This window comes from Pseudomonas sp. PA15(2017), assembly GCF_001945395.1.
Taxonomy (GTDB): domain Bacteria; phylum Pseudomonadota; class Gammaproteobacteria; order Pseudomonadales; family Pseudomonadaceae; genus Aquipseudomonas.
In genome coordinates, this window is sequence record NZ_MSXV01000056.1 from 19,650 (window position 1) to 38,739 (window position 19,090).

Genomic DNA, 19,090 nt, shown 5'->3' on the forward strand with positions numbered 1-19,090 from the left:
GTGTCAGTTGCCGGGTTGCAGTAACACCTGAAAGCAACTGCCGGCTACCGGCAGGCTGTGCACGGTGATCTGCCAGCCCTGATGGGCGCAGATGCGCTTGACCAGCGACAGGCCCAGGCCGAGGCCTTCACCGCGCGCCTGCTCGCCACGCACGAAGGGATCGAAGATCTGTTCATGGTGCTGCTCGGGAATGCCCACGCCGCTGTCCTCGACGCGAAAGCCGTCGGCGAGCAGGGTCAGTTTCACGAAACCGCTTTCGGTGTAGTGCAGGGCGTTGCGCAGCAGGTTGGCCATCACCGTGCGCAACAGGGTCGGGTTGTACACGCCATCGGGCTGCGCCTGGGCGTCGATCTGGAAGTCCAGGCCCTTTTCGCGCATCAGCGGCGCCCAGGTGTCCACCTCCTCGTAGGCGATCTGCTCCAGGCTGGCGCTGCCGGCGAACAGGCTCTCGTTGCCCTTGACCCGCGCCAGTTGCAGAAAGGTCTGCACCAGGTCCTGCATTTCCGCGCTGGCGCGTTCGATGCGCTGTACCTGCTTGCGCTGCATCGGCTCCAGGTCGACCTGGGAGAGCAGCTCGCAGGAGCTGGCGATGACCATCAGCGGCGTACGCAGCTCGTGGCTGACGTCACTGGTGAACAGCCGCTCGCGTTCCAGGGACTGGCGCAGGCGGCCCAGGGTGCTGTCGAAGGCGGCGGCGAGTTGGCCCACTTCGTCGTCCGGGTATTCCGGAGCCAGTGCCGGTGCCAGTGGCAGCAATTGGTCGCGGTGGCGCACCTGATTGGCCAGCTTGCTGACCGGACGCATCACCCGCTCGGACATGAACCAGCCCAGCACCAGGGCGCCGAGCACCGACAGCAGAAAACCCGCCAGCACCACGTTGAACAGCACCTGCTCGCGCTTTTCGAATTCGCTTTGCTCCTGCACCAGCAGGTAGCGATCACCGTTGATCAACTGGGTGAAGATATAGAACGCGCGCTCGCCTTCCAATCGCTCGCTGAAGCCTTCGGGCAGGTTGGCGTAGCGCTGTGGAATGGCGTATTGCGGGTAGTTCGAGGCGAAGAAGCGGGTACGCGAATCCAGACGCGGCTCCTGGCCGCTCTTGAGGTCCTGGTGCACCACTACGCCCAGCTCCAGGGCCAGCTCCTCGGAAACCAGGTGCTCTTCGATCAGGTGCACGATGGCCACGATGCTCAGGGAAAACACCCCGCTGACCAGGATGGTCATGGTCGCGAAGGCGATCAGGATGCGCCGGCGAAACGGCTGCTTACTTTGCATCGGTATTCGCCGCCAGCCGGTAACCCACGCCGTGCACGGTTTGCAGCAGGGCAGTGGCGAAGGGTTTGTCGATGGCCTGGCGCAGTTGATGGATGTGGCTGCGCAGGCTGTCGCTGTCCGGGCAGTCGTCGCCCCACAGGGCTTCCTCCAGCGCCTCGCGACGCACCACGGCGGGCGAGCGCTGCATCAGGATGGCCAACAGCTTCATGCCCAGGGGGTTGAGTTTGATCGGTATGCCGGCGCGCGTCACGCTGAGCATGTCCAGGTCGTAGGCGAGGTCGGCGACTTCCAGCAGACGTCGGCGATTGCCCTGGGAGCGGCGCAGGATGGCTTCGATGCGCGCCACCAGCTCGGACAGCGCGAAGGGCTTGATCAAGTAGTCGTCGGCCCCGGCGCTCAGACCCTGCAGGCGATCTTCCAGGGCATCGCGGGCGGTGAGCATGAGGATCGGGATGCTGCTGCGCGCCTCTTCACGCAGGCGCCGGCACAGCTGGTAGCCGTCCAGGCCGGGCAGCATGATGTCCAGCACGATCAGGTCGTAATGCCCTTGGGTGGCCAGATGCAGGCCGCTCAGACCGTCCTGGGCGCAATCGGCCGTGTACCCTTTGAGCTGCAGGTAATCGAGGATATTGGCCAGGATGTCGCGGTTGTCTTCGATCACCAGAATGCGCATGTAACGTTCTCTTCACGGGGATTGACGCTTTTTTCACACGGCCATGACGAACCCCCCACGGGGCCATCGCGAGACTGAGCTCGTTCATCCAGCCAGGATCATACGATGCCACAGCTTCGATACGCCCAACTACGTTACCTGTCGATTGTCCTGTTTGCCTGGGCGAGCGTCTTCGTGCTCACCCGCGGCGCGTTACTGCTAGCCCACTGGAGCGATGCCGGCGCCGGCGGTGTGCAAATCCTGCGTATCTTCATGGTGGGCCTGGTCTACGACGCGACCTTCCTGCTGTATACCGCGCTGCCGCTGGCGCCCTACCTGCTGCTGTGCCCGCACCGGCTTTGGCAGCACCGCGGCCATCGGGTGTTGCTGCATCTGCTGCTGGGCATTAGCTTATTCGTGATGCTGTTCACCGCCACGGCCGAGTGGTTGTTCTGGGACGAGTTCGGTGTGCGGTTCAACTTCATCGCCGTGGATTACCTGGTGTATTCGGAGGAGGTGATCAACAACATCCTCGAGTCGTACCCGGTGTATCCGCTGATCGCTGCCCTGGCGCTGGTGGCGGTTTTTCTGACCGTGGTCCTGAAGAAGCCGGTCAGCGGGGCGTTGAGTGCACCGGTGATGCCCCACAAAGCGGCTTTGGGCGCCTGGGCATTGGTGCTCGCCGGGGCGCTGCTGGCAAGCCTGGCGGTCAACCAGAACTTCCCGCGCGGGCTGGGCGGCAACGCCTACCAGAACGAACTGGCCAGCAATGGCCCGTTCCAGTTCTTCGCCGCCTTTCGCAACAACGAGCTGGACTACATGAAGTTCTACGCCACGCTGCCCGACGAGCAGGTCGGCTCGTTGCTGCGCCAGGAGGTTGCCGAAGACAACGCGCGGTTCGTCAATGACGACCCCGAGGATATCCGTCGAATGATCGACAACTCCGGCCCCGAGCAGCGCCATAACGTGGTGCTGGTCACCGTCGAAAGCCTCAGTGCACGCTACCTGGGCGCCTTCGGTGATACCCGTGGCCTGACCCCCAATCTCGATGCGCTGGCCAAACAGAGCCTGTTCTTCAGCAACCTGTATGCTACCGGCACTCGCACCGACCGCGGCCTGGAGGCGATCACCTTGTCGGTGCCGCCCACCCCCGGGCGCTCGATCGTCAAGCGCATCGGCCGCGAATCCGGTTACGCCAGCCTCGGCCAGCAGTTCCGGAACAAGGGCTACGACAGCGTGTTCATCTACGGTGGCCGCGGCTACTTCGACAACATGAACGCCTTCTTCGGCGGCAACGGCTACCGGATCGTCGACCAGAGCAGCGTCGCCAGCAGCGACATGACCTTCCAGAATGCCTGGGGTATGAGCGACGAAGACCTCTACGCGCAGACCCTGCGCGTGGCCGACGCCGACCACGCCGCCGGCAAGCCGTTCTTCCTGCAATTGATGACCACCTCCAACCACCGGCCGTACACCTACCCGGACGGGCGCATCGACATTCCTTCCGGCAGCGGTCGCGAAGGCGCACTGCAGTACACCGACTACGCCATCGGCCGCTTTCTGGCCGAGGCGAAGGGCAAGCCCTGGTTCGCCGACACCCTGTTCGTGTTCGTCGCCGACCACACCGCGGGCAGCGCCGGCAAGGAAGACCTGCCGGTGGCCAACTACCACATCCCGCTGTTCATCTACGGCCCTGGCATCATCACGCCTGCCGAGGTAACGCGGCTGACCAGCCAGATCGACGTTGCGCCGACCTTGCTCGGGTTGCTGGGCTTCGATTACAGCTCGACCTTCTTCGGCCACAACGTGCTGCGCGATAACGCTCCGGCTGGTCGCGCGCTGATCGGTAACTACCAGCACCTGGGCCTGTTCGACGGCCAGAACCTGGCGATTCTCAGCCCAAAGCGTGCCATGCGTCGGCACGACGATGCCTTGGGCATCAGCCATGAACGGACGGTGGCCAAGCGCGATCCGCTAGTGGCGCGCGATATCGCCTACTACCAGGGCGCCAGCCATGACTTCACCCAGGGTCTATTGAGCTGGCAGCCCACTCAAGCGGCTGCCGTGGCGGTGCACCCATGATCGGTGATCACGCCGTGTCGTTGCCTGCTTACGCTAAGCCTTCGCGGGCTTTCGACTTTCGCCTCTGGCTGGGCATGCCTCTGGGCCTGGTGGCACTGCTGCTGGTGCTCGACCCCAAATCGCTGGATTTTGCCCTGGCCGCGCGCTTCTACGACCCGCTCAGTGGATTCATCGGCGGGCGCAGCTCCTGGCTGGAAAACGTGCTGCACGACCAGGTCAAGATCATGGTGATCTGCCTGGGCGTGGCCTGCATCGTCGCCTTTCTGCTCAGCCTGCTGCCGCTACGGCTGCGCAGCTGGCGCCGCGAACTGGGCTATCTGGTGCTGGCGCTGGGGCTGTCGACCAGCATCGTGCCGCCGCTCAAGACCCTGACCGCCGTGCAATGCCCGTGGAGCCTCACCCAGTTCGGCGGGCACGAAGCCTTCAGCCCGCTGCTCGGTGAGCGCCCGGTTACCGACAAGCCCGGGCGCTGCTGGCCGGGCGGGCATGCTTCCACCGGCTTTTCCCTGCTGGCCCTGTATTTCGCCCTGCGTGATCGCCGCCCGCGCCTGGCCCGCTGGGCACTGGGGTTCGCTCTGACTTTGGGCTGTGTGCTGTCGCTGGGGCGCATGCTGCAGGGCGCGCATTTTCTCTCCCATAACCTGTGGACGCTGTTGCTCGACTGGCTGATCGCCACGATCGGCTACCGCGTGCTGCTGTACCGTCCGGCGCCGCAGCCGGCGCCCACCCTCGCTCAGGAGCTGCGCGGATGAGCGTCGTCAACCTGCGTCAACTGCTGCTGGCGGTTCTGTTCTGCGCGCCCGGCGCCTCAGCCTGGAGCGCGGTGCAAAGTGCTGTCGTGGACTCGCGATGGGCGGCGCCGGTGGACAAAACCTTCAACCTCTACCGCATGCAGCCTGACCTGTACCGCAGCGCGCTGCCCAAGGCGAATCAGCAGGGCGAGCTGCAGCGCCTGAAGATCGCCACGGTGATCAACTTCTACCAGCGCAGCGATGCCGAGTGGCTGAGCGATCCGCACATCCGTCTGATCCACCAGCCCCTGCATGCCGACCGCGTCGACGACGCCGACGTGCTGCTGGCCCTGCGCAGCATTCGCCAGGCACAGGCCAGCGGCCCGGTACTGATCCACTGCAAGCACGGCCAGAACCGTACCGGCCTGATCGCCGCCATGTACCGCATCGTTTACCAGGGCTGGAGCAAGCAGCAGGCGATTAGCGAAATGCGCGGCGGCGGCTTCGGTGGGCAGGAGCGGTTCGAGGATGCCGAACGTTACGTGCGCGAGGTCGATCTGCCGCGCTTGCGCCAGGCATTGGTCAGTGGCGCCTGCAGTACCAGCCCCTGGGCGTACTGCGCACTGCGCGACAAGATGCTCGAGGCGCTCAACGAGTGGTGAGGTGACGATCATGAACAAGCGCCTGGTTTTCCTGGCCATAGCCCTGGTGACGCTGCTTGGCGGCTGCCAGAGTACGCACGACTATCTGTTGGCCCAGGACTATCCGCCGGCCTTCGCCTCCGGCTACGCCGATGGTTGTAGCAGCGGCGACAGCGCGGCCAAGGCGCTCGGTGCGTTTCGCAAGGACGTGCCGCAGTACCTGGCCGACAACCAGTACGCCAGCGGCTGGGACGACGGCTTCCGCCAGTGTCAAGCCAGTGCGAATGCCGGTATCGAGCGGCGCCTGCAGCCCGACAGCGACCGTGATCGAGACTGGTAGCACTAGGGTCGACCAGGACATGGCCAAGGCCATGAGCCGTTCGTTGAAGCGCAACTAGGCGAGTGCACCCTTTAAAGATCATAGGGCAGGGCACATTGGTGGGCCCGACCGCCGAGAGCCCCCATGCCCGCCACGCCGAGCGCGGAGCACAGCCCCTGGTCGAGCGCTTCTGCGCCTGGGCTTCACCTCGTTCGGTGGGGCGGTCGCTGATCTCGGCTCTTTCCGCCAGGCATTCTCCGCTTTGTTAGCCTGCTTTTTCCTCGTATCGGCTGCCTCGTCTGCGTTTTTCAACAGCCTGCGGTACTGTGATAGCCGGCTCCATCGGCAAGGAACGTGACATGGCATTCGACTGGCACGGCGGCACCATCACCCGCGACACCCCGATAGGCAGCGATTACCGCACCACTCAGAACGTGCGTCGCTTCATGGCGGAGCAGTGCGGCGTCGCCTTTCGTTTCGATCGGCCGTTCATGGCCTGGATTCGCAGTGGTGCGCCGCGCACCATGGGTGACGTGGTGGACGAAGGGTTGCGGCGTAATGGCGCCCAAGGCTAAGAACCTGTTCATGATCTTTATGAGCATGAAGTGGCAGCTGCAAGGCAGAAACGGACATCAGCGTAATACCTGTGGGAACGAGCCATGCCCGTGATTTTTCGCGGGCATGGCCCGCTCCCACAGTGGATCAGTGACGGCTGCTTCCGCCCTCTAGTTGCCGCTTCATCCGCATAAAGATCGAGACCGGCTTCTAGTCGCTGCCGTGGCGTAGGCGTTCCACCAGCGCCGGCAGCTCGCTCATGCGCCCGATCAGGTGGTGCACGCCCAGCTGGCGCAGGGTCTCGCCGTGCTCGGGTGGAATGTGGCTGGCGCCGAGAAACCCGATCACCTGCATGCCAGCGGTCAGTGCCGCGGTGGCGCCGGTGGTGCTGTCCTCTACCACCAAGCAGCGGCTGGGGTCGACGCCCGCGCGCTCGGCGGCCAGCAGGTAGAGATCCGGCGCTGGTTTCGGTCGTTCCACCTGGTCGGCGCTGAAGGCCCCGACATTGACGCGCTCGACCAGCTCGCAGCGCTGCAGGGCGAAGGCCACGGCGTCAGCGTAACTGTTGGAGGCGACGGCAAGCGGCAGGTCGATTTGCATCAACGCTTCGCGCACGCCGGGGATCGGCTTGACCTGCTCACGGATCAGCGCCTTGGTGATGGCGCGGTTCTTGTCAAGAAACCCCTCGGGCAGTGTTTTGCCGAAATGCGCTTCGGCCAGGGCCATGATGTCGCGGGTCTGCAGGCCGAAGGTGCCAGCCAGCACCACGTCCAGCTCATGGGCCGGGTAGTGCTCGGCCAGCGCCGAGTGCAGGTGGTGTTCAGCGATGATCTCGCTGTCGATCAGTACCCCATCGCAGTCGCAGATCAGCAGTTCGATGGGCGGTTTCGGCGGCATGGCAGGCAGTCTCCTGTAAGGCGTTTAAGCCTGTTTACCATACAAACCCGTTCAGTTCGAACCGCTCGCCACGGCTCCGGTCGAGCGCTGCAGCAGCAACAAGGGCAGCCCGGCGGCCAGAATCGCCAGGCCGAGCAGGGCACCGGCACCGGCATACAGAGTGCTCGACCAGAACAGCCCCAGGCAGCTGGCGGCGAACAACAGCGGTAGCAGCGGGTACAGCGGCACGCTGAACGGTCGGGCGCGATGCGTATTCAGGCGACGCAGGCGCAGCAGCGACAGGGCAGTCAGGCACATGAACAGCCAGAACACCGGCGCGGTGTAGGCGACCATGCTCTGCACGCCGTTTTCGCTCAGGGCGCCGAACAACAGCAGCGGCAGGGTGATCAGGCATTGCACCAGCAGCGCTCGCACGGGTGTGGCGGCGCGGTCATTCCAGGCGCCGAGCATCGACAGCTGTGGCACGTCGCGACCCAGGGCGTAGTAGACCCGCGAGCCGGTGAGGATGGTGGCGTTCAGGGTGCTGATCGCGGTGATGCAGATCAGCGCGCTGAGTAGCACACCGCCCCAGGGGCCGGCGACGATGGTCATCAGGTCGGCGCCGATGGCACTGGACTGGCGTAGGCCTTCGAGGCTGAAGATGTTGAGGAACACCAGGTTGGCCAGCAGGTAGACGCCGGTCACCACCAGAGTGCCGATCAGCAGCACGCGGCTCATGTTGCGGCCTGGGTTGCGCAATTCGCCGGACAGGTACGCGGCTTCGTTCCAGCCGCCGTAAGTGAGCAGCACGAACACCATGCCCATGCCGAGCATACCGGCCAGGTTGCCGCCGGCATCGGCAGCGGCTGGCTTCACGTGGGCCAACGGTTCGGCCAGCAGCAGGCCGGCGAGAATCACCGTGACCAGCGCCAGCAGGGTGATGCCGGTGAACAGCACCTGCAGGCGCTTGGATTCGTGGGTACCCAGAATATTCAGGGCCGTCAGCGCCAGCACCACGATGGTGGCGTGCCAGGCACTGCCGTATTCACCGAGCGGCAGCAGGCGCTGGGCGTAGTCGCCGTAAATGAAGGCGACCACGGCGATCGCCCCGGTCTGGATCACCGTGCCCCTGGCCCAAGCGAACAGTAGGCTGATCTGCCGGCCCCAGGCCAGGTGCAGGTAATGGTATTCACCACCGCGATCCGGATAACCGGCGCCCAGTTCGGCATAACACAGCGCGCCGACCAGCATCACCAGGCCGCCGGCCAGCCACAGGCCGATGTACAGGAAGGCGTTATCGGCATGCTGGGCCACCAGGGGCGGGAAGCCGAAGATGCCGACGCCGATCACCACGCCGACCAGCATGGCGACGCCGTCGATCACCGACAGCCCGGATTGTCGTGCCGCTGCGTGTGCGCTCATGGCTCAGCTCCGTCGCGCGCTCCAACCGGTCATCGCGCCTTCGGCGGAAATCGGTTCGATGCGATCACCCTCGACCTGGCCGACGTACAGCTTGCCGTCGACCTCGAAGCGCAGCACGCTGCCGTTCAGGCGTCCGCGCAGGCGTTCCTGATGCTGGGTGATGCCACTGATTTCCTGGAAGCGCTGCTCGAGGTCGACGGTGAAACGCTCGCCCTCGGTTTCGATCTGCCAACTGCCGGCGATCTTGGCGGGCACGATCCACAGGTAGATGCGCGCACCTTCGACGATATCGCTGCGATCGGGCTCCCAGTCCTCCATGCTGAAGGCGTGGGACACCACGCGGGTGCCGGGCTCCAGGGTGTCGAGGATGACCGGGCGCAGGCGCATGTTCACGGTGTTCAGCAGGTACATGGTCAACACGTTGGCGTCGGCGATGTCCTTCTTGAACAGGTCGCCCTGTTCGAACACCACCTTGTCGGCGACACCGGCCTGCTGGGCGTTGGCCTCGGCTTCCTCGATGCGCTGCGGGTTCAGATCGATACCGTAGGCGGCCTTGGCGCCACGGTCCTTGACCGCCGAGATGGCGATGCGTCCGTCGCCGGAGCCCAGGTCCACCACGTAATCGTCGGGGCCGACATCGGCGATTTCCAGCATGCGCGCCACCACCGGTTCCGGCGTTGGTACGTAGGGCACATCAAGGGCGATGGTCTGGGCCTGGGCAGCGGATTGCAGCAGGCCGAACAGGGCCAGCGCAGAGGCACACAGGGAAAGGGGGCGAACGGCTGCGGTGGTCATCGGCGGATACCTCTCAGCGGAGTCGGCAAGTGAAGGGAGGGGAACGATTTTCCGACCGGAGCCTAAGCGCCAGGGTTCGACCTGTGGAACCCGGCCTGCTGCCTGGCCGCCGGAAAATCGCCTCGTAGCCCAACGAGTACGGCGCCTGCCGGGTGTGTTACCTCATGTGAAACATTGCCTTGGCAGCGCCGAAAAGGCATGGTGGCCGCAATTTTCAGCCACGGGAGCGGCCCGGCATGCGCCTTTTGCACACCTCCGACTGGCACCTGGGCCAGCACTTCATGGGCAAGACGCGCCAGGCCGAACACCAGGCCTTCTGCGCCTGGCTGATCGAGCAGGTGCGCGCCCACGAGGTACAGGCGGTGCTGGTCGCCGGGGATATCTTCGATACCGGCTCGCCGCCCAGCTACGCCCGTGAGCAGTACAACCACTTCGTGGTGGCGCTACGCGAAACCGGCTGCCAGTTGGTGGTGCTCGGTGGTAACCACGATTCGGTGGCCATGCTCGGCGAGAGCCGCACCTTGCTGGCACAGCTTGGCACCCGGGTGATTCCCGGCGTTGGCGCCCACCTGCACGAACAACTGCTGGTACTCGATGGCGCCGATGGCGCGCCGGCGGCGCTGCTCTGCGCCATCCCGTTCATCCGTCCGCGTGATGTGCTGCGCAGCGAAGCGGGGCAGAGCGCAGCGGACAAGCAGCTGTCGCTGCAACAAGCCATCCACGCCCATTACCAGGCGTTGTACGAGCTGGCCCTGGCGCGTCGTGGCGAACTTGGCGCGGCGCTGCCGATCATCGCCACGGGTCACCTGACCACCGTGGGCGCCAGCGCCAGCGAGTCGGTGCGCGAGATTTACGTCGGCGCATTGGAGGCCTTTCCGACCTCGTCCTTTCCTGCCGTCGACTACATCGCCCTGGGGCACATCCACCGGCCGCAAAAGGTTGGCGGCCTGGAGCACATCCGCTACAGCGGCTCGCCGATCCCGCTGAGCTTCGACGAAGCCCGCCAGCAGAAGGAAGTGCTGCTGGTGGACCTCGATGCCAGCGGCTTGCGCGAGGTGCGCGCCTTGCCGGTACCTCGCTTCCAGGCCTTGCAGCCGGTGCGTGGTTCGCTGAAAACGCTGCCGGCGGCGCTGGCCGAGGCGGCGCGTGAGGGCAGCGACGAGCGTCCGGTGTGGCTGGAAGTGCAGGTCGAAATGGATGATTACCTGAGCGACTTGCAAGTGCGCATCGCCGCGCTGTGCGAAGGCCTGCCCGTGGAGGTGCTGCGCATCCGCCGCGCACGGGGCACGGTGGTCGCCAGCCTGCAGGGCGAGCGGGGCATGCTCGACGAACTGACGCCGGAGCAGGTGTTCGACCAGCGCCTGGCCAGCGAAACCCTGGAGCCCGAGCAGGCGCGGCGACTGCACGGGCTTTATAGCCAGGTGTTGGCCGAGCTGCGCGACGAGCCGGTCTGACTCGGAACCTGTTCATGATCTTGCCGCCCAGGTTCGTCTGGTTGGCCGCTAAGTGGCGGGAGCAGCCGTTCCCCTATCCTGTGGGAACGGGCCATGCCCGTGATTTTTCGCGGGCATGGCCCGCTCCCACAGGTTCCGTATCGATGGCCGCTTCTGCCTTGTAGCTGCCGCTTGCTGCTCATAGAGGTCATGAGCAGGCTTTCAGGCCTTGAAGAAACTCACCCGCTCCAGCAGCCGGCGGGCCAGGGACGACAATTCTTCGCTGGCCGCCGAAACCTGGGTGGAGCCGGCGGTGGTTTCCACCGTGCTGGCGTGAATGCGGCTGATGTTCTGGTTGACGTCCTCGGCCACCAGGCTCTGCTGCTGAGCGGCGCTGGCGATCTGCGCGTTCATGTCCTTGATCGCCCCGAATTCCTGGCGAATACGGCCTAGAGCCTGTTCGGTTTCGGCGGTCTGCTCGACCGTCTTGCGGGCCATCTGGCTGCTGGTCTGCATGATCTGCGCGGCGCCGCTGGCACCGGCCTGCAGTTGTTCGATCATGCCGCTGATTTCCCGGGTCGAGGTCTGCGTGCGGCTGGCCAGCGAGCGCACTTCATCGGCCACCACGGCGAAGCCGCGGCCATGCTCGCCCGCCCGGGCCGCTTCGATGGCGGCATTGAGCGCCAGCAGGTTGGTCTGGTCAGCGATCGCGGTGATTACCGCAATGATGGTCTCGATGTTGCTGCTGTCGCGGGCCAACTGCTCGACCTGCTCGGCAGCGGCGTCGAGCACCTTGGCCAGCTCCTGAATTGCCTGGCCGCCCTGAGTCACCAGCTGGCTGCCGGTTTCCACTTCGCCGTCGGCGTTGCGGGTGGCCGAGGCCGCGGTGCCGGCGTAACCGGCCACTTCGTTGACCGTCGCGGCCATCTGGTTGATGGCCGCGGCCATCTGCTCGGCTTCTTCGGACTGCGCCTGCAACTGGCGGTTATTGCTGGCCGAAGTGGCGCGCAACTGATCGGAGGCCAGGTTCAGCTCGTTGGCGGCGCTGCGCACCTGGGCGATGGTATCGCCGAGGCGCGCGCTCATGTCCTTGACCGCGCCCATCACGCTGTTCGGGTAGCGGGTCTCGACGCGCTGATCGAGGGCGCCGCCGGCCAGGCGCTGGATGACCTCGGCCACCTGGTGGGGCTCAGCGCCGAGCGTCGAGCGCAGGCGACGGATGATCAGCAGCGAGACGACCACGCTGAGCAGGATCGCCACGCTGGTGACGGTCACGATCAGCAGGCCGAAGCTGCCCGCGGTTTCACGCACGCCATCCAGGCTGGTGATGATGTCCTTCTCCTGCAGGTCGATGAAGGCGTTGATGCGCTTCAGCCATTCGGTATAGGCAGCCGCCACGTCCCGTGACAGCAGCGTCTGCGCGCCCTCGATATCGCCACTCTGGCGCTGGCTGATCAGTTGCTGGGTCAGTTGGCGCGCGGTGTTTTCGACGGCCTTGATCTGGCTGAGCTGGTGCTGTTCTTCGACACTCGCGGTACTGGCAGCGACCAGTTTGTCCAGCGGCGCAGCCGATTGCTGGTAGAAGGCGTCGAGACGCTCGATGTTCTACAGTTGTTCGTTCAGCGCGGCGGGCTGGCGGGCCAGAACCAGGTCACGGATGGCGATGGCACGGTCGTGCACGCTGCCGCGGAAGTTGATCGCATAGCGCTGCTTTAGGCTGGCGCCCTCGTTGACTTCGCTGAGGCTGCTGTCGATCACCTGCACGCGCTGGATACCGACCAGGGCGACCAGAATCATCAGCGACAACACCAGCCCGAAACCCATGGCCAGACGCTGGGCGATCGTTAGCGGTTGCGACATCTTGGGTACCTATGAGCAGAAAGGGCCGGCTTGCTCGAGCGGTCGGTGGGCGCGCAGGAGAGGGTGGCCAGGGAACGCTGAGGCTAATCTTTGCACAGCGGAAAGCAAGTGTTTTGCGATGGCTAATTGATGTTATAGCTTGCCGCTATGGTCCGTCGCCTGGCGTTTTGCGGACGCCCATGTGACTGGCCGCCGATTCCACTGCGAGCGCACGCGAAGCGCGTTCGCGGTGGCGCCTGGGCTTAGACGCGGAACTGCCCCAGCAGCCGACCGAGTTGCTCGGCCAACTGCCTGAGGTGCTGGCTGGCAGCGCTCGACTGATCGGCCGACTCGGCGGTGCTATGGGCCAGGGCGGCGGTTTCGGTGACGTTCTGGTTGATGTCGTCGACCACATGGGATTGTTGCAGCGTGGCGCTGGCGATCGAGGCGTTGAGGCCGGTCAGGTTGCGCAGCGATTGGCCGATCTGCGCCAGGCTCTCGCCGGCCTGGCTGGCTTGTTCGACGGTCAGGCGCGAAGCGTGGCTGCTGTCGCCGATGGCTTTCACCGCCGCCTGTGAGTTGGTCTGCAGGCGTTCGATCATGCCCTGGATCTCGGCCGTGGATTTCTGCGTGCGCTGGGCCAGCAGACGTACCTCGTCGGCGACCACGGCGAAGCCGCGGCCCTGTTCGCCGGCCCGGGCCGCTTCGATGGCGGCGTTGAGCGCCAGCAGGTTGGTCTGTTCGGCAATCGAGCGGATCACTTCCAGCACCCCGCCGATCTGCTTGCTTTCGCTGGCCAGCGACTCGATCACCGCCACGGCCTTGTCGATGGTGCCGGACAGCTGGTCGATCTGCTTGAGGCTGGCGTCGATATTGTGCTGGCCCTGGCGGGCCTGCTCCTCGGCGGTGTGCACTTCGCTGGAGGCGTGCTCGGCGTTCTTGGCGACGTCCTGCACGCCGTAGGTGACTTCGTTGACCGCGGTGGCGACCAGTTCCATCTGCTGAGCCTGCTGTTGGCTGTGCTGCTGAGCGGCGCTGGAAATGTCGCCGAGCGAACGCGCGGCCTGGTCGAGCGAGGACGCGGAGTCGAGCAACTGGCGGATCACCTGGCGCATCTTGCCGGTGAAGGCGTTGAAGTGTCCGGCCAGGGCGGCCAGCTCGTCACGACCCTGATCATCGAGCTTGTGGGTCAGATCGCCTTCGCCGCTGGCGATGTTGGCCATGGCCGCAACCGCCTGCTGCAGTGGCGTGGCGATGCTGCGCGAAATCATCACCACCAGAACGATCAGCAGCAGGGTGGCCGGCACGCCGATGGCCAGCGCTCTCAGGGCCTGGGATTTGAACTCGGCCTGCACGTCGTCGACGTAGACGCCCGAACCGATGATCCAGCCCCAGGGCTGGAACAGCTCGACGTAGGAAATCTTCGGCACCGGCTCGCTGGCACCCGGCTTGGGCCAGCGGTAGTCGATCGGCCCGGCGCCCTGGCGCTTGGCGATGGCCACCATGTCGTTGAACAGAGCCTTGCCGTCCGGGTCCTTGATGCCGGACAGGTTCTGCCCCTCGAGCTTGGCATTGGTGGGGTGCATGACCATGGTCGGCGTCTGGTCGTTGATCCAGAAATACTCCTGGCCACCGTAGCGCAGGCTGCGGATCACCTCGATCGCCTGCTTCTGCGCCTGCTCGCGGCTCAGCGTACCGCTGGCCTCCAGGCCCTGGTAATACTTGAGCAGGCCTACGGCCGTCTGCACCACGTGCTGGGTCTTCTCGGCCTTGCCGGCGTAAAGGCCGACGCTTATCTGGTTGAGCATGTAGGCGCCGAGCAGCACCAACATCAGCACCGGCATCGCGATGATGAGCCACAGACGACGATTGATCGGCAAGCGACGCAAGCTATTCATGGCGGCATTCCTGACAGTGTTGTTCTTGTTATGGCGCTGGTGCGAAACGGCAGCGATCGTTACTCACCTGATAGCACTTCGATAGCTCGGCGTAAATCGAAAAGATGCGGGTTTGATAGTTTTCTACATCTATCGGGCAACAGCCCGTGTGACGCGGCTTTCAGGTCATCGGATGGCTGCCGGAAAAGGGCGTGAGAGCAACCTGCCGCGCGCCGTCAAGCACGCAGCGAATGGGAGGGGGCGTGGGGCCGATCTGGCCACGCGGTAGAACGTGGCGGTCGCGTCAGCAGATATCGATCTGGTAGCGGAAGTTGGCTGCCGCGGCGCGCGAAAGTCGGTACTCCAGCGGGCTGCGGTCGTAACCTAGGGCCGTGCGCTCGATCACCACGATGGGGTCGCCCTCGCCGATGGCCAGGGTGCCAGCCATTTCGGCATCGGCGCTGCCAACGGTCAGGGTCTCGCGGGCCGAGGCGATGCACTGACCGCACTGCTTCTCATAGAAGGGGTAGAGCAGGTCGCCGAAGGTGTCCGAATCGATATCCAGCAGCACGATGAAGCGCGACGCGGGCAGCCAGATCTCCTCATGGAACAGCGTGCGATCTTCGATCACCCGCAGGCGTTCCATGCGCAGCACCTGCTCACCGCTTTTCAGGGCGAGCGCCTTGGCGATTTCCCTGGACGGCTTTTGCAGGGCCTTGGAAAGAATCCTGCTGGAAGGGATTTCCCGGCCACCGCTGGCGTTCACCTGGCGAAAGAAGCGCGCCAGCGACGCGTCGAAGTTCGGTCGGCGCACGAAGGTGCCGCGGCCTTGACTGCGCAGCAGTAGCCCCTCGTTGACCAGGGTATCCACTGCCTTGCGCACCGTGCCGATGGCCACGCCGTAGAACTTGGTCAGCTCCGCTTCGGTGGGAATCGGTGCGCCGGGTGACCACTCGCCAGCAGCGATCTTGGCCAGCATCTCTTCGCGCAGCCGTTGGTACAGCGGCAGGCGTTCGTCGTATCCGAGAGTCATCGCGTCTTCGTGTCCGGTTGCAACAGGCTGGCGCCACTCTATCACCCCCTGGTCGATTGACAGAATGGCAGAAGCGAATATATGGTCAACTATTCATATATATGACTGCATGTCGTGATAACAACGATTGGCACCACTGCCGGTCTCCATAACAATCGATCAGGTAACGCCTCAATGAGCACTTCCCGCCCTGCCATCACCGGCATTGACACCCACGCGCACATCTTTCGCCAGGATCTGCCGATGGTCGCCAACCGTCGCTACAGCCCCGCTTACGATGCGCTGGTGGAGCAGTACCTCGGCCAGCTGGATGACCATGGCTTGTCCCATGGCGTGCTGATCCAGCCGAGCTTTCTCGGCACCGATAACAGCTTCATGGTCGAGGCGCTGCGCCGTTTCCCCGAGCGCCTGCGCGGCGTGGCAGTGGTCGATGCCAGCATCGACGACACGCAGCTGGACGCGCTTGCGGCAGCCGGCGTGGTGGGCATTCGCCTGAACCTGATCGGCAAGGTGCTGCAGGATTACAGCGGCCCAGCCTGGACCTCGCTATTCGAGCGCCTGGCGCGTCGTGGCTGGCAGGTGGAAATCCAGCGCGGCATCGATGACCTCGCGCAGATCGTGCCGGCCATCGTCGCCACCGGTGTGGACGTAGTGATCGATCATTTCGGTTTGCCGACCGGCGGCATCGATGCACAGAACCCCCATCACCGGGCATTCCTGGATCTGCTCGGCGATTCACGGGTGTGGCTGAAACTGTCGGCGGCCTACCGCAGCCAGTCCGATCTGCCCCAGGCGACTTGGGTCCTGGCGCAGGTACGCGAGGCAGCCGGTGGGCTCGAGCGCTTCCTGTGGGGCAGCGATTGGCCCAACACCCAGTTCGAAGATCGGACACACTATGCCGAGCAGTTGGCGCTGATCGAGGCGCTGCTGGAACCGGCCGAGCGCGCCCAGGTGCTGGTTGCCAACCCCGCCCGCCTGTTCGGCTTCACCCGCTGATCGCCCGCATACACAGGAAGCCTTCATCATGATGAGCCTGCTCGTCGTCGCGGCGATCGTTATCTCCGTGGCCCTCGGTTACAAGACCAAGATCAACATCGGCCTGTTCGCCATCGCGTTCGCCTACCTGATCGGCTGCTTCGGCATGGGCCTGAGCCCGTCCGACATCATCAACATGTGGCCGCTGAAGATCTTCTTCATCATCTTCTCGGTATGCCTGTTCTACAGCTTCGCCACGGTCAACGGCACCCTGGAGAAACTCGCCGAACACCTGATCTACACCTGCCGCGCCTTCCCGCAGCTGCTGCCTTTCGCGGTGTTCGCCACCGCCGGGGTGATCGCTGCGATGGGTGCGGGCTACTACACGGTGCTGGCGTTCATGGCGCCGATCACCCTGCTGCTCTGCGAGCGCACCGGCATGAGCCTGATCCTCGGCGGCATGGCGGTTAACTACGGGGCGCTGACCGGTGCCAACTTCGTGTCCAGCCAGAGCGGCATCATCTTTCGTGGCCTGATGACCGGTGCCGGGATTTCCGAGAACGATGCCTTCATCAATGCCTTCGGCATCTTCCTCAGCACCCTGGTGATTCCGCTGGTAGTGATCAGTGCCTTCGTGTTCCTCACCGGGCACGGCAAGTCGATGAAGAATTCGTCCTACGTGGCCACGCCGCCGGCGCCGCTGAATCGCGAGCAGCGCATCACCCTGTGGCTGACCCTGGCGATGATGGCCATCGTGCTCGCCGCGCCCATCGCCCATATCGCCCTGCCGGACAACGCTACCGTCACCTTCGTCAACGCGAAGATGGACATCGGCCTGATCGCCAGCCTGTTCTCGGTGATCGCCCTGCTGCTCAAACTCGGTGACGAACGCAAGGCCATGGCCTCGGTGCCGTGGAGCACGCTGATCATGATCTGCGGCGTGGGCATGTTGATCTCGGTGGCGATCAAGGCCGGCACCATCGACATCCTCGCTTCGTGGATCGGCAGCACCATTCCGCCGGTGCTGGTACCAGTGGTGTTCGGCATCATCGCCGCGATCATGTCGATTTTCGCGAGTACCCTGGGCGTGGTGACGCCGGCGCTTTTCCCCATCGTGCCGCCGATCGCCGCGACCATGGGTATCGAGCCGATGGTGATCTTCATCGCCATCGTGGTCGGTGCCCAAGCCACTTCGATCTCGCCGTTCGCCTCCGGCGGCAGCCTGATCCTCGGCTCCTGCACCTCGGAGCAGAGCCGCACCGCGCTGTTCCCACAGTTGCTGTTCAAGGCCGCGCCCATCGGTTTCGTGGCGGCGCTGGTGTTCAACGTGCTGCTCACGTTCGTTTACTGAGACGAATTCCGGGCACAAAAAACCGCAGCCAGGCTGCGGTTTTTTATGGTCTCCATGTCGCTCGGGTCGAGCGAGGCGATACCCGGGAACTCGATTACTTGGGCTGCAACTCCAGCAGTCGCCCGCCGCTGCCATCCTCCAGTAGCCAGATGCTGCCGTCCGGGCCTTGCTCGACTTCGCGGATGCGCGCGCCCATGTCGTAACGCTCGGCCTCGCGGGCGTTGTCGCCGTCGAAGGCGACGCGCACCAGCGCCTGGGACGACAGGCCGCCGATCAGCCCGGCGCCGTTCCAGCCGGGAAACCGCTCACCCTGATAGATCACGAAGCCAGCCGGGGAAATGACCGGGTTCCAGGTAATCTTCGGGGCCTCGAATTCAGGGCGGGTGTCGTGATCGGGGATCGGTTTGCCGCCGTAGTGGTCGCCGTTGGAAACCTCCGGGTAGCCGTAGTTTTCGCCGCGTACGATCAGGTTCAGCTCGTCGCCGCCTGCCGGGCCCATCTCGTGTACCCACAGCTTGTCGTTGGCGTCGAAGGCGAGGCCGAGCATGTTGCGGTGGCCCAGCGACCACACTTGGGCGGCCACGCCGCCCTGATCGGCGAAGGGATTGTCGGCCGGCAGGCTGCCGTCATCGTTGAGGCGCACCAGCTTGCCGAGGTTGGCTTTCATGTCCTGAGCCGGGGTGAATTTCTGCCGTTCGCTGGAGGTGATCCACAGCTTGCCGTCCGGGCCGAATGCCAGGCGATGGCCGTAGTGCCCGGCACCGCTGACTTTGGGCGTTTGCTGCCAGATCACGCTCAGCTCGGTCAGCGCGCCGCTGCCGTCGTCGTTGAGCTGCAGCTTGGCGCGGGCCACTGCCGCGCCGCGGGTGTCGCCGTCACCGGCTTCGGCGTAGCTGATATAGACGTACTGGTTGTTGGCGAAGTCCGGGTGCAGGATCACGTCACCAAAGCCGCCTTGGCCGCCGTAGGCGACTTCCGGCACGCCGGCGATGTCGTGGCTCTTGCCGGTCTTGGGGTCGACATGTTTGAGCACGCCGCGCTTCTCGGTCACCAGCAGCGTGCCGTCGGGCAGGAAGGTCATGGCCCATGGCTCATCCAGCGTGGCGCGTGGCTCGGCGGTGAACGGCCATTGTGCCTGGGGCAGAGCGTCCGCCGCCTGGGCGCCGAGGCTGGCGAGACCGAGTGCGATACCACCGAGCAAAAGATGAACGGGACGGGTCATGGCGAATCTCTC

General features: G+C 64.7%; 18 protein-coding genes and 1 pseudogene. 8 read left to right on the forward strand and 11 right to left on the reverse strand.

All coding sequences use genetic code 11. The annotated features are described in order from the left end of the window. Window positions 1-3 precede the first annotated feature (3 nt). Window positions 4-1,275 carry a HAMP domain-containing sensor histidine kinase gene (locus BVH03_RS21035; RefSeq protein WP_075963013.1) on the reverse strand — a complete coding sequence of 424 codons (1,272 nt, stop codon included), beginning with the start codon at window positions 1,273-1,275 and terminating at the stop codon, window positions 4-6. Then, a complete protein-coding gene (locus BVH03_RS21040; protein WP_075963014.1) occupies window positions 1,265-1,948 on the reverse strand; it encodes a response regulator transcription factor in 684 nt (227 codons plus the stop codon). The genes BVH03_RS21035 and BVH03_RS21040 overlap by 11 nt, the downstream gene beginning before the upstream one ends. 105 nt (window positions 1,949-2,053) lie before the next feature. Between BVH03_RS21040 and BVH03_RS21045 the strand changes: the two genes are divergently transcribed. The 5 genes from BVH03_RS21045 (at window position 2,054) to BVH03_RS21065 (ending at window position 6,275) form a co-directional block, all read left to right on the forward strand. Then, complete coding sequence (locus tag BVH03_RS21045) at window positions 2,054-4,009, forward strand: LTA synthase family protein (protein ID WP_075963015.1); 1,956 nt, start codon at window positions 2,054-2,056, stop codon at window positions 4,007-4,009. Then, window positions 4,006-4,761, forward strand: coding sequence for a phosphatase PAP2 family protein (locus tag BVH03_RS21050; protein ID WP_075963016.1), 756 nt, complete (start codon window positions 4,006-4,008; stop codon window positions 4,759-4,761). The genes BVH03_RS21045 and BVH03_RS21050 overlap by 4 nt, the downstream gene beginning before the upstream one ends. Beyond that, complete coding sequence (locus tag BVH03_RS21055; protein ID WP_075963017.1) at window positions 4,758-5,402, forward strand: dual specificity protein phosphatase family protein; 645 nt, start codon at window positions 4,758-4,760, stop codon at window positions 5,400-5,402. Before BVH03_RS21050 ends, BVH03_RS21055 begins: the two co-directional genes overlap by 4 nt. 10 nt (window positions 5,403-5,412) lie before the next feature. Then, window positions 5,413-5,721: a hypothetical protein gene (locus BVH03_RS21060; RefSeq protein ID WP_075963104.1), complete on the forward strand. Its 309-nt coding sequence runs from the start codon at window positions 5,413-5,415 to the stop codon at window positions 5,719-5,721. 338 nt (window positions 5,722-6,059) lie between these two features. Further along, on the forward strand, window positions 6,060-6,275 hold the full coding sequence (locus BVH03_RS21065) for a DUF6434 domain-containing protein (protein ID WP_075963018.1): 216 nt from the start codon (window positions 6,060-6,062) through the stop codon (window positions 6,273-6,275). Window positions 6,276-6,465: 190 nt separating this feature from the next. On the opposite strand, the gene BVH03_RS21070 is transcribed toward BVH03_RS21065, so the two are convergent. From BVH03_RS21070 to BVH03_RS21080, 3 genes are read right to left on the reverse strand one after another with little or no spacing between them, the layout of a single operon-like run. Further along, window positions 6,466-7,152: an HAD family phosphatase gene (locus tag BVH03_RS21070; protein WP_075963019.1), complete on the reverse strand. Its 687-nt coding sequence runs from the start codon at window positions 7,150-7,152 to the stop codon at window positions 6,466-6,468. A gap of 51 nt (window positions 7,153-7,203) precedes the next feature. Then, entirely contained in the window at window positions 7,204-8,553 is a 1,350-nt protein-coding gene (locus BVH03_RS21075) for an APC family permease (protein WP_075963020.1), read from the reverse strand. A 3-nt stretch (window positions 8,554-8,556) separates the two neighbouring features. Further along, window positions 8,557-9,348, reverse strand: coding sequence for a methyltransferase domain-containing protein (locus BVH03_RS21080; RefSeq protein WP_075963021.1), 792 nt, complete (start codon window positions 9,346-9,348; stop codon window positions 8,557-8,559). 236 nt (window positions 9,349-9,584) lie between these two features. On the opposite strand from BVH03_RS21080, the gene sbcD reads away from it, so the two are divergent. Continuing rightward, the gene (gene sbcD, locus BVH03_RS21085) at window positions 9,585-10,802 is read left to right on the forward strand and encodes an exonuclease subunit SbcD (RefSeq protein ID WP_075963022.1); all 1,218 of its coding nucleotides are present in this window, start codon (window positions 9,585-9,587) and stop codon (window positions 10,800-10,802) included. 201 nt (window positions 10,803-11,003) lie between these two features. Here the strand turns inward: sbcD and BVH03_RS27320 are convergent, their stop codons facing one another. The 5 genes and pseudogenes from BVH03_RS27320 to BVH03_RS21100 form a co-directional block, all read right to left on the reverse strand. Beyond that, window positions 11,004-11,885, reverse strand: a complete 882-nt coding sequence (locus tag BVH03_RS27320; RefSeq protein ID WP_371915382.1) for a methyl-accepting chemotaxis protein — start codon at window positions 11,883-11,885, stop codon at window positions 11,004-11,006. A gap of 501 nt (window positions 11,886-12,386) precedes the next feature. Then, the gene (locus BVH03_RS27325) at window positions 12,387-12,641 is read right to left on the reverse strand and encodes an MCP four helix bundle domain-containing protein (RefSeq protein ID WP_371915381.1); all 255 of its coding nucleotides are present in this window, start codon (window positions 12,639-12,641) and stop codon (window positions 12,387-12,389) included. 242 nt (window positions 12,642-12,883) lie between these two features. Further along, the gene (locus BVH03_RS27330; RefSeq protein ID WP_371915383.1) at window positions 12,884-13,735 is read right to left on the reverse strand and encodes a methyl-accepting chemotaxis protein; all 852 of its coding nucleotides are present in this window, start codon (window positions 13,733-13,735) and stop codon (window positions 12,884-12,886) included. 6 nt (window positions 13,736-13,741) lie between these two features. Next, a pseudogene (locus BVH03_RS27335) lies at window positions 13,742-14,518 on the reverse strand (cache domain-containing protein); the annotation flags it as partial. A 283-nt stretch (window positions 14,519-14,801) separates the two neighbouring features. Beyond that, window positions 14,802-15,530 (reverse strand): GntR family transcriptional regulator, encoded by a 729-nt coding sequence (locus tag BVH03_RS21100; protein ID WP_075963024.1) that lies wholly within the window; start codon window positions 15,528-15,530, stop codon window positions 14,802-14,804. Between the two features lie 174 nt (window positions 15,531-15,704). On the opposite strand from BVH03_RS21100, the gene BVH03_RS21105 reads away from it, so the two are divergent. Together BVH03_RS21105 and BVH03_RS21110 are read left to right on the forward strand one after the other, a co-directional pair. Beyond that, on the forward strand, window positions 15,705-16,526 hold the full coding sequence (locus tag BVH03_RS21105; RefSeq protein WP_075963025.1) for an amidohydrolase: 822 nt from the start codon (window positions 15,705-15,707) through the stop codon (window positions 16,524-16,526). 28 nt (window positions 16,527-16,554) lie between these two features. Further along, the gene (locus BVH03_RS21110) at window positions 16,555-17,856 is read left to right on the forward strand and encodes an SLC13 family permease (protein WP_075963026.1); all 1,302 of its coding nucleotides are present in this window, start codon (window positions 16,555-16,557) and stop codon (window positions 17,854-17,856) included. 94 nt (window positions 17,857-17,950) lie between these two features. On the opposite strand, the gene BVH03_RS21115 is transcribed toward BVH03_RS21110, so the two are convergent. Continuing rightward, window positions 17,951-19,078: a PQQ-dependent sugar dehydrogenase gene (locus tag BVH03_RS21115; protein ID WP_075963027.1), complete on the reverse strand. Its 1,128-nt coding sequence runs from the start codon at window positions 19,076-19,078 to the stop codon at window positions 17,951-17,953. Window positions 19,079-19,090: the final 12 nt, after the last annotated feature.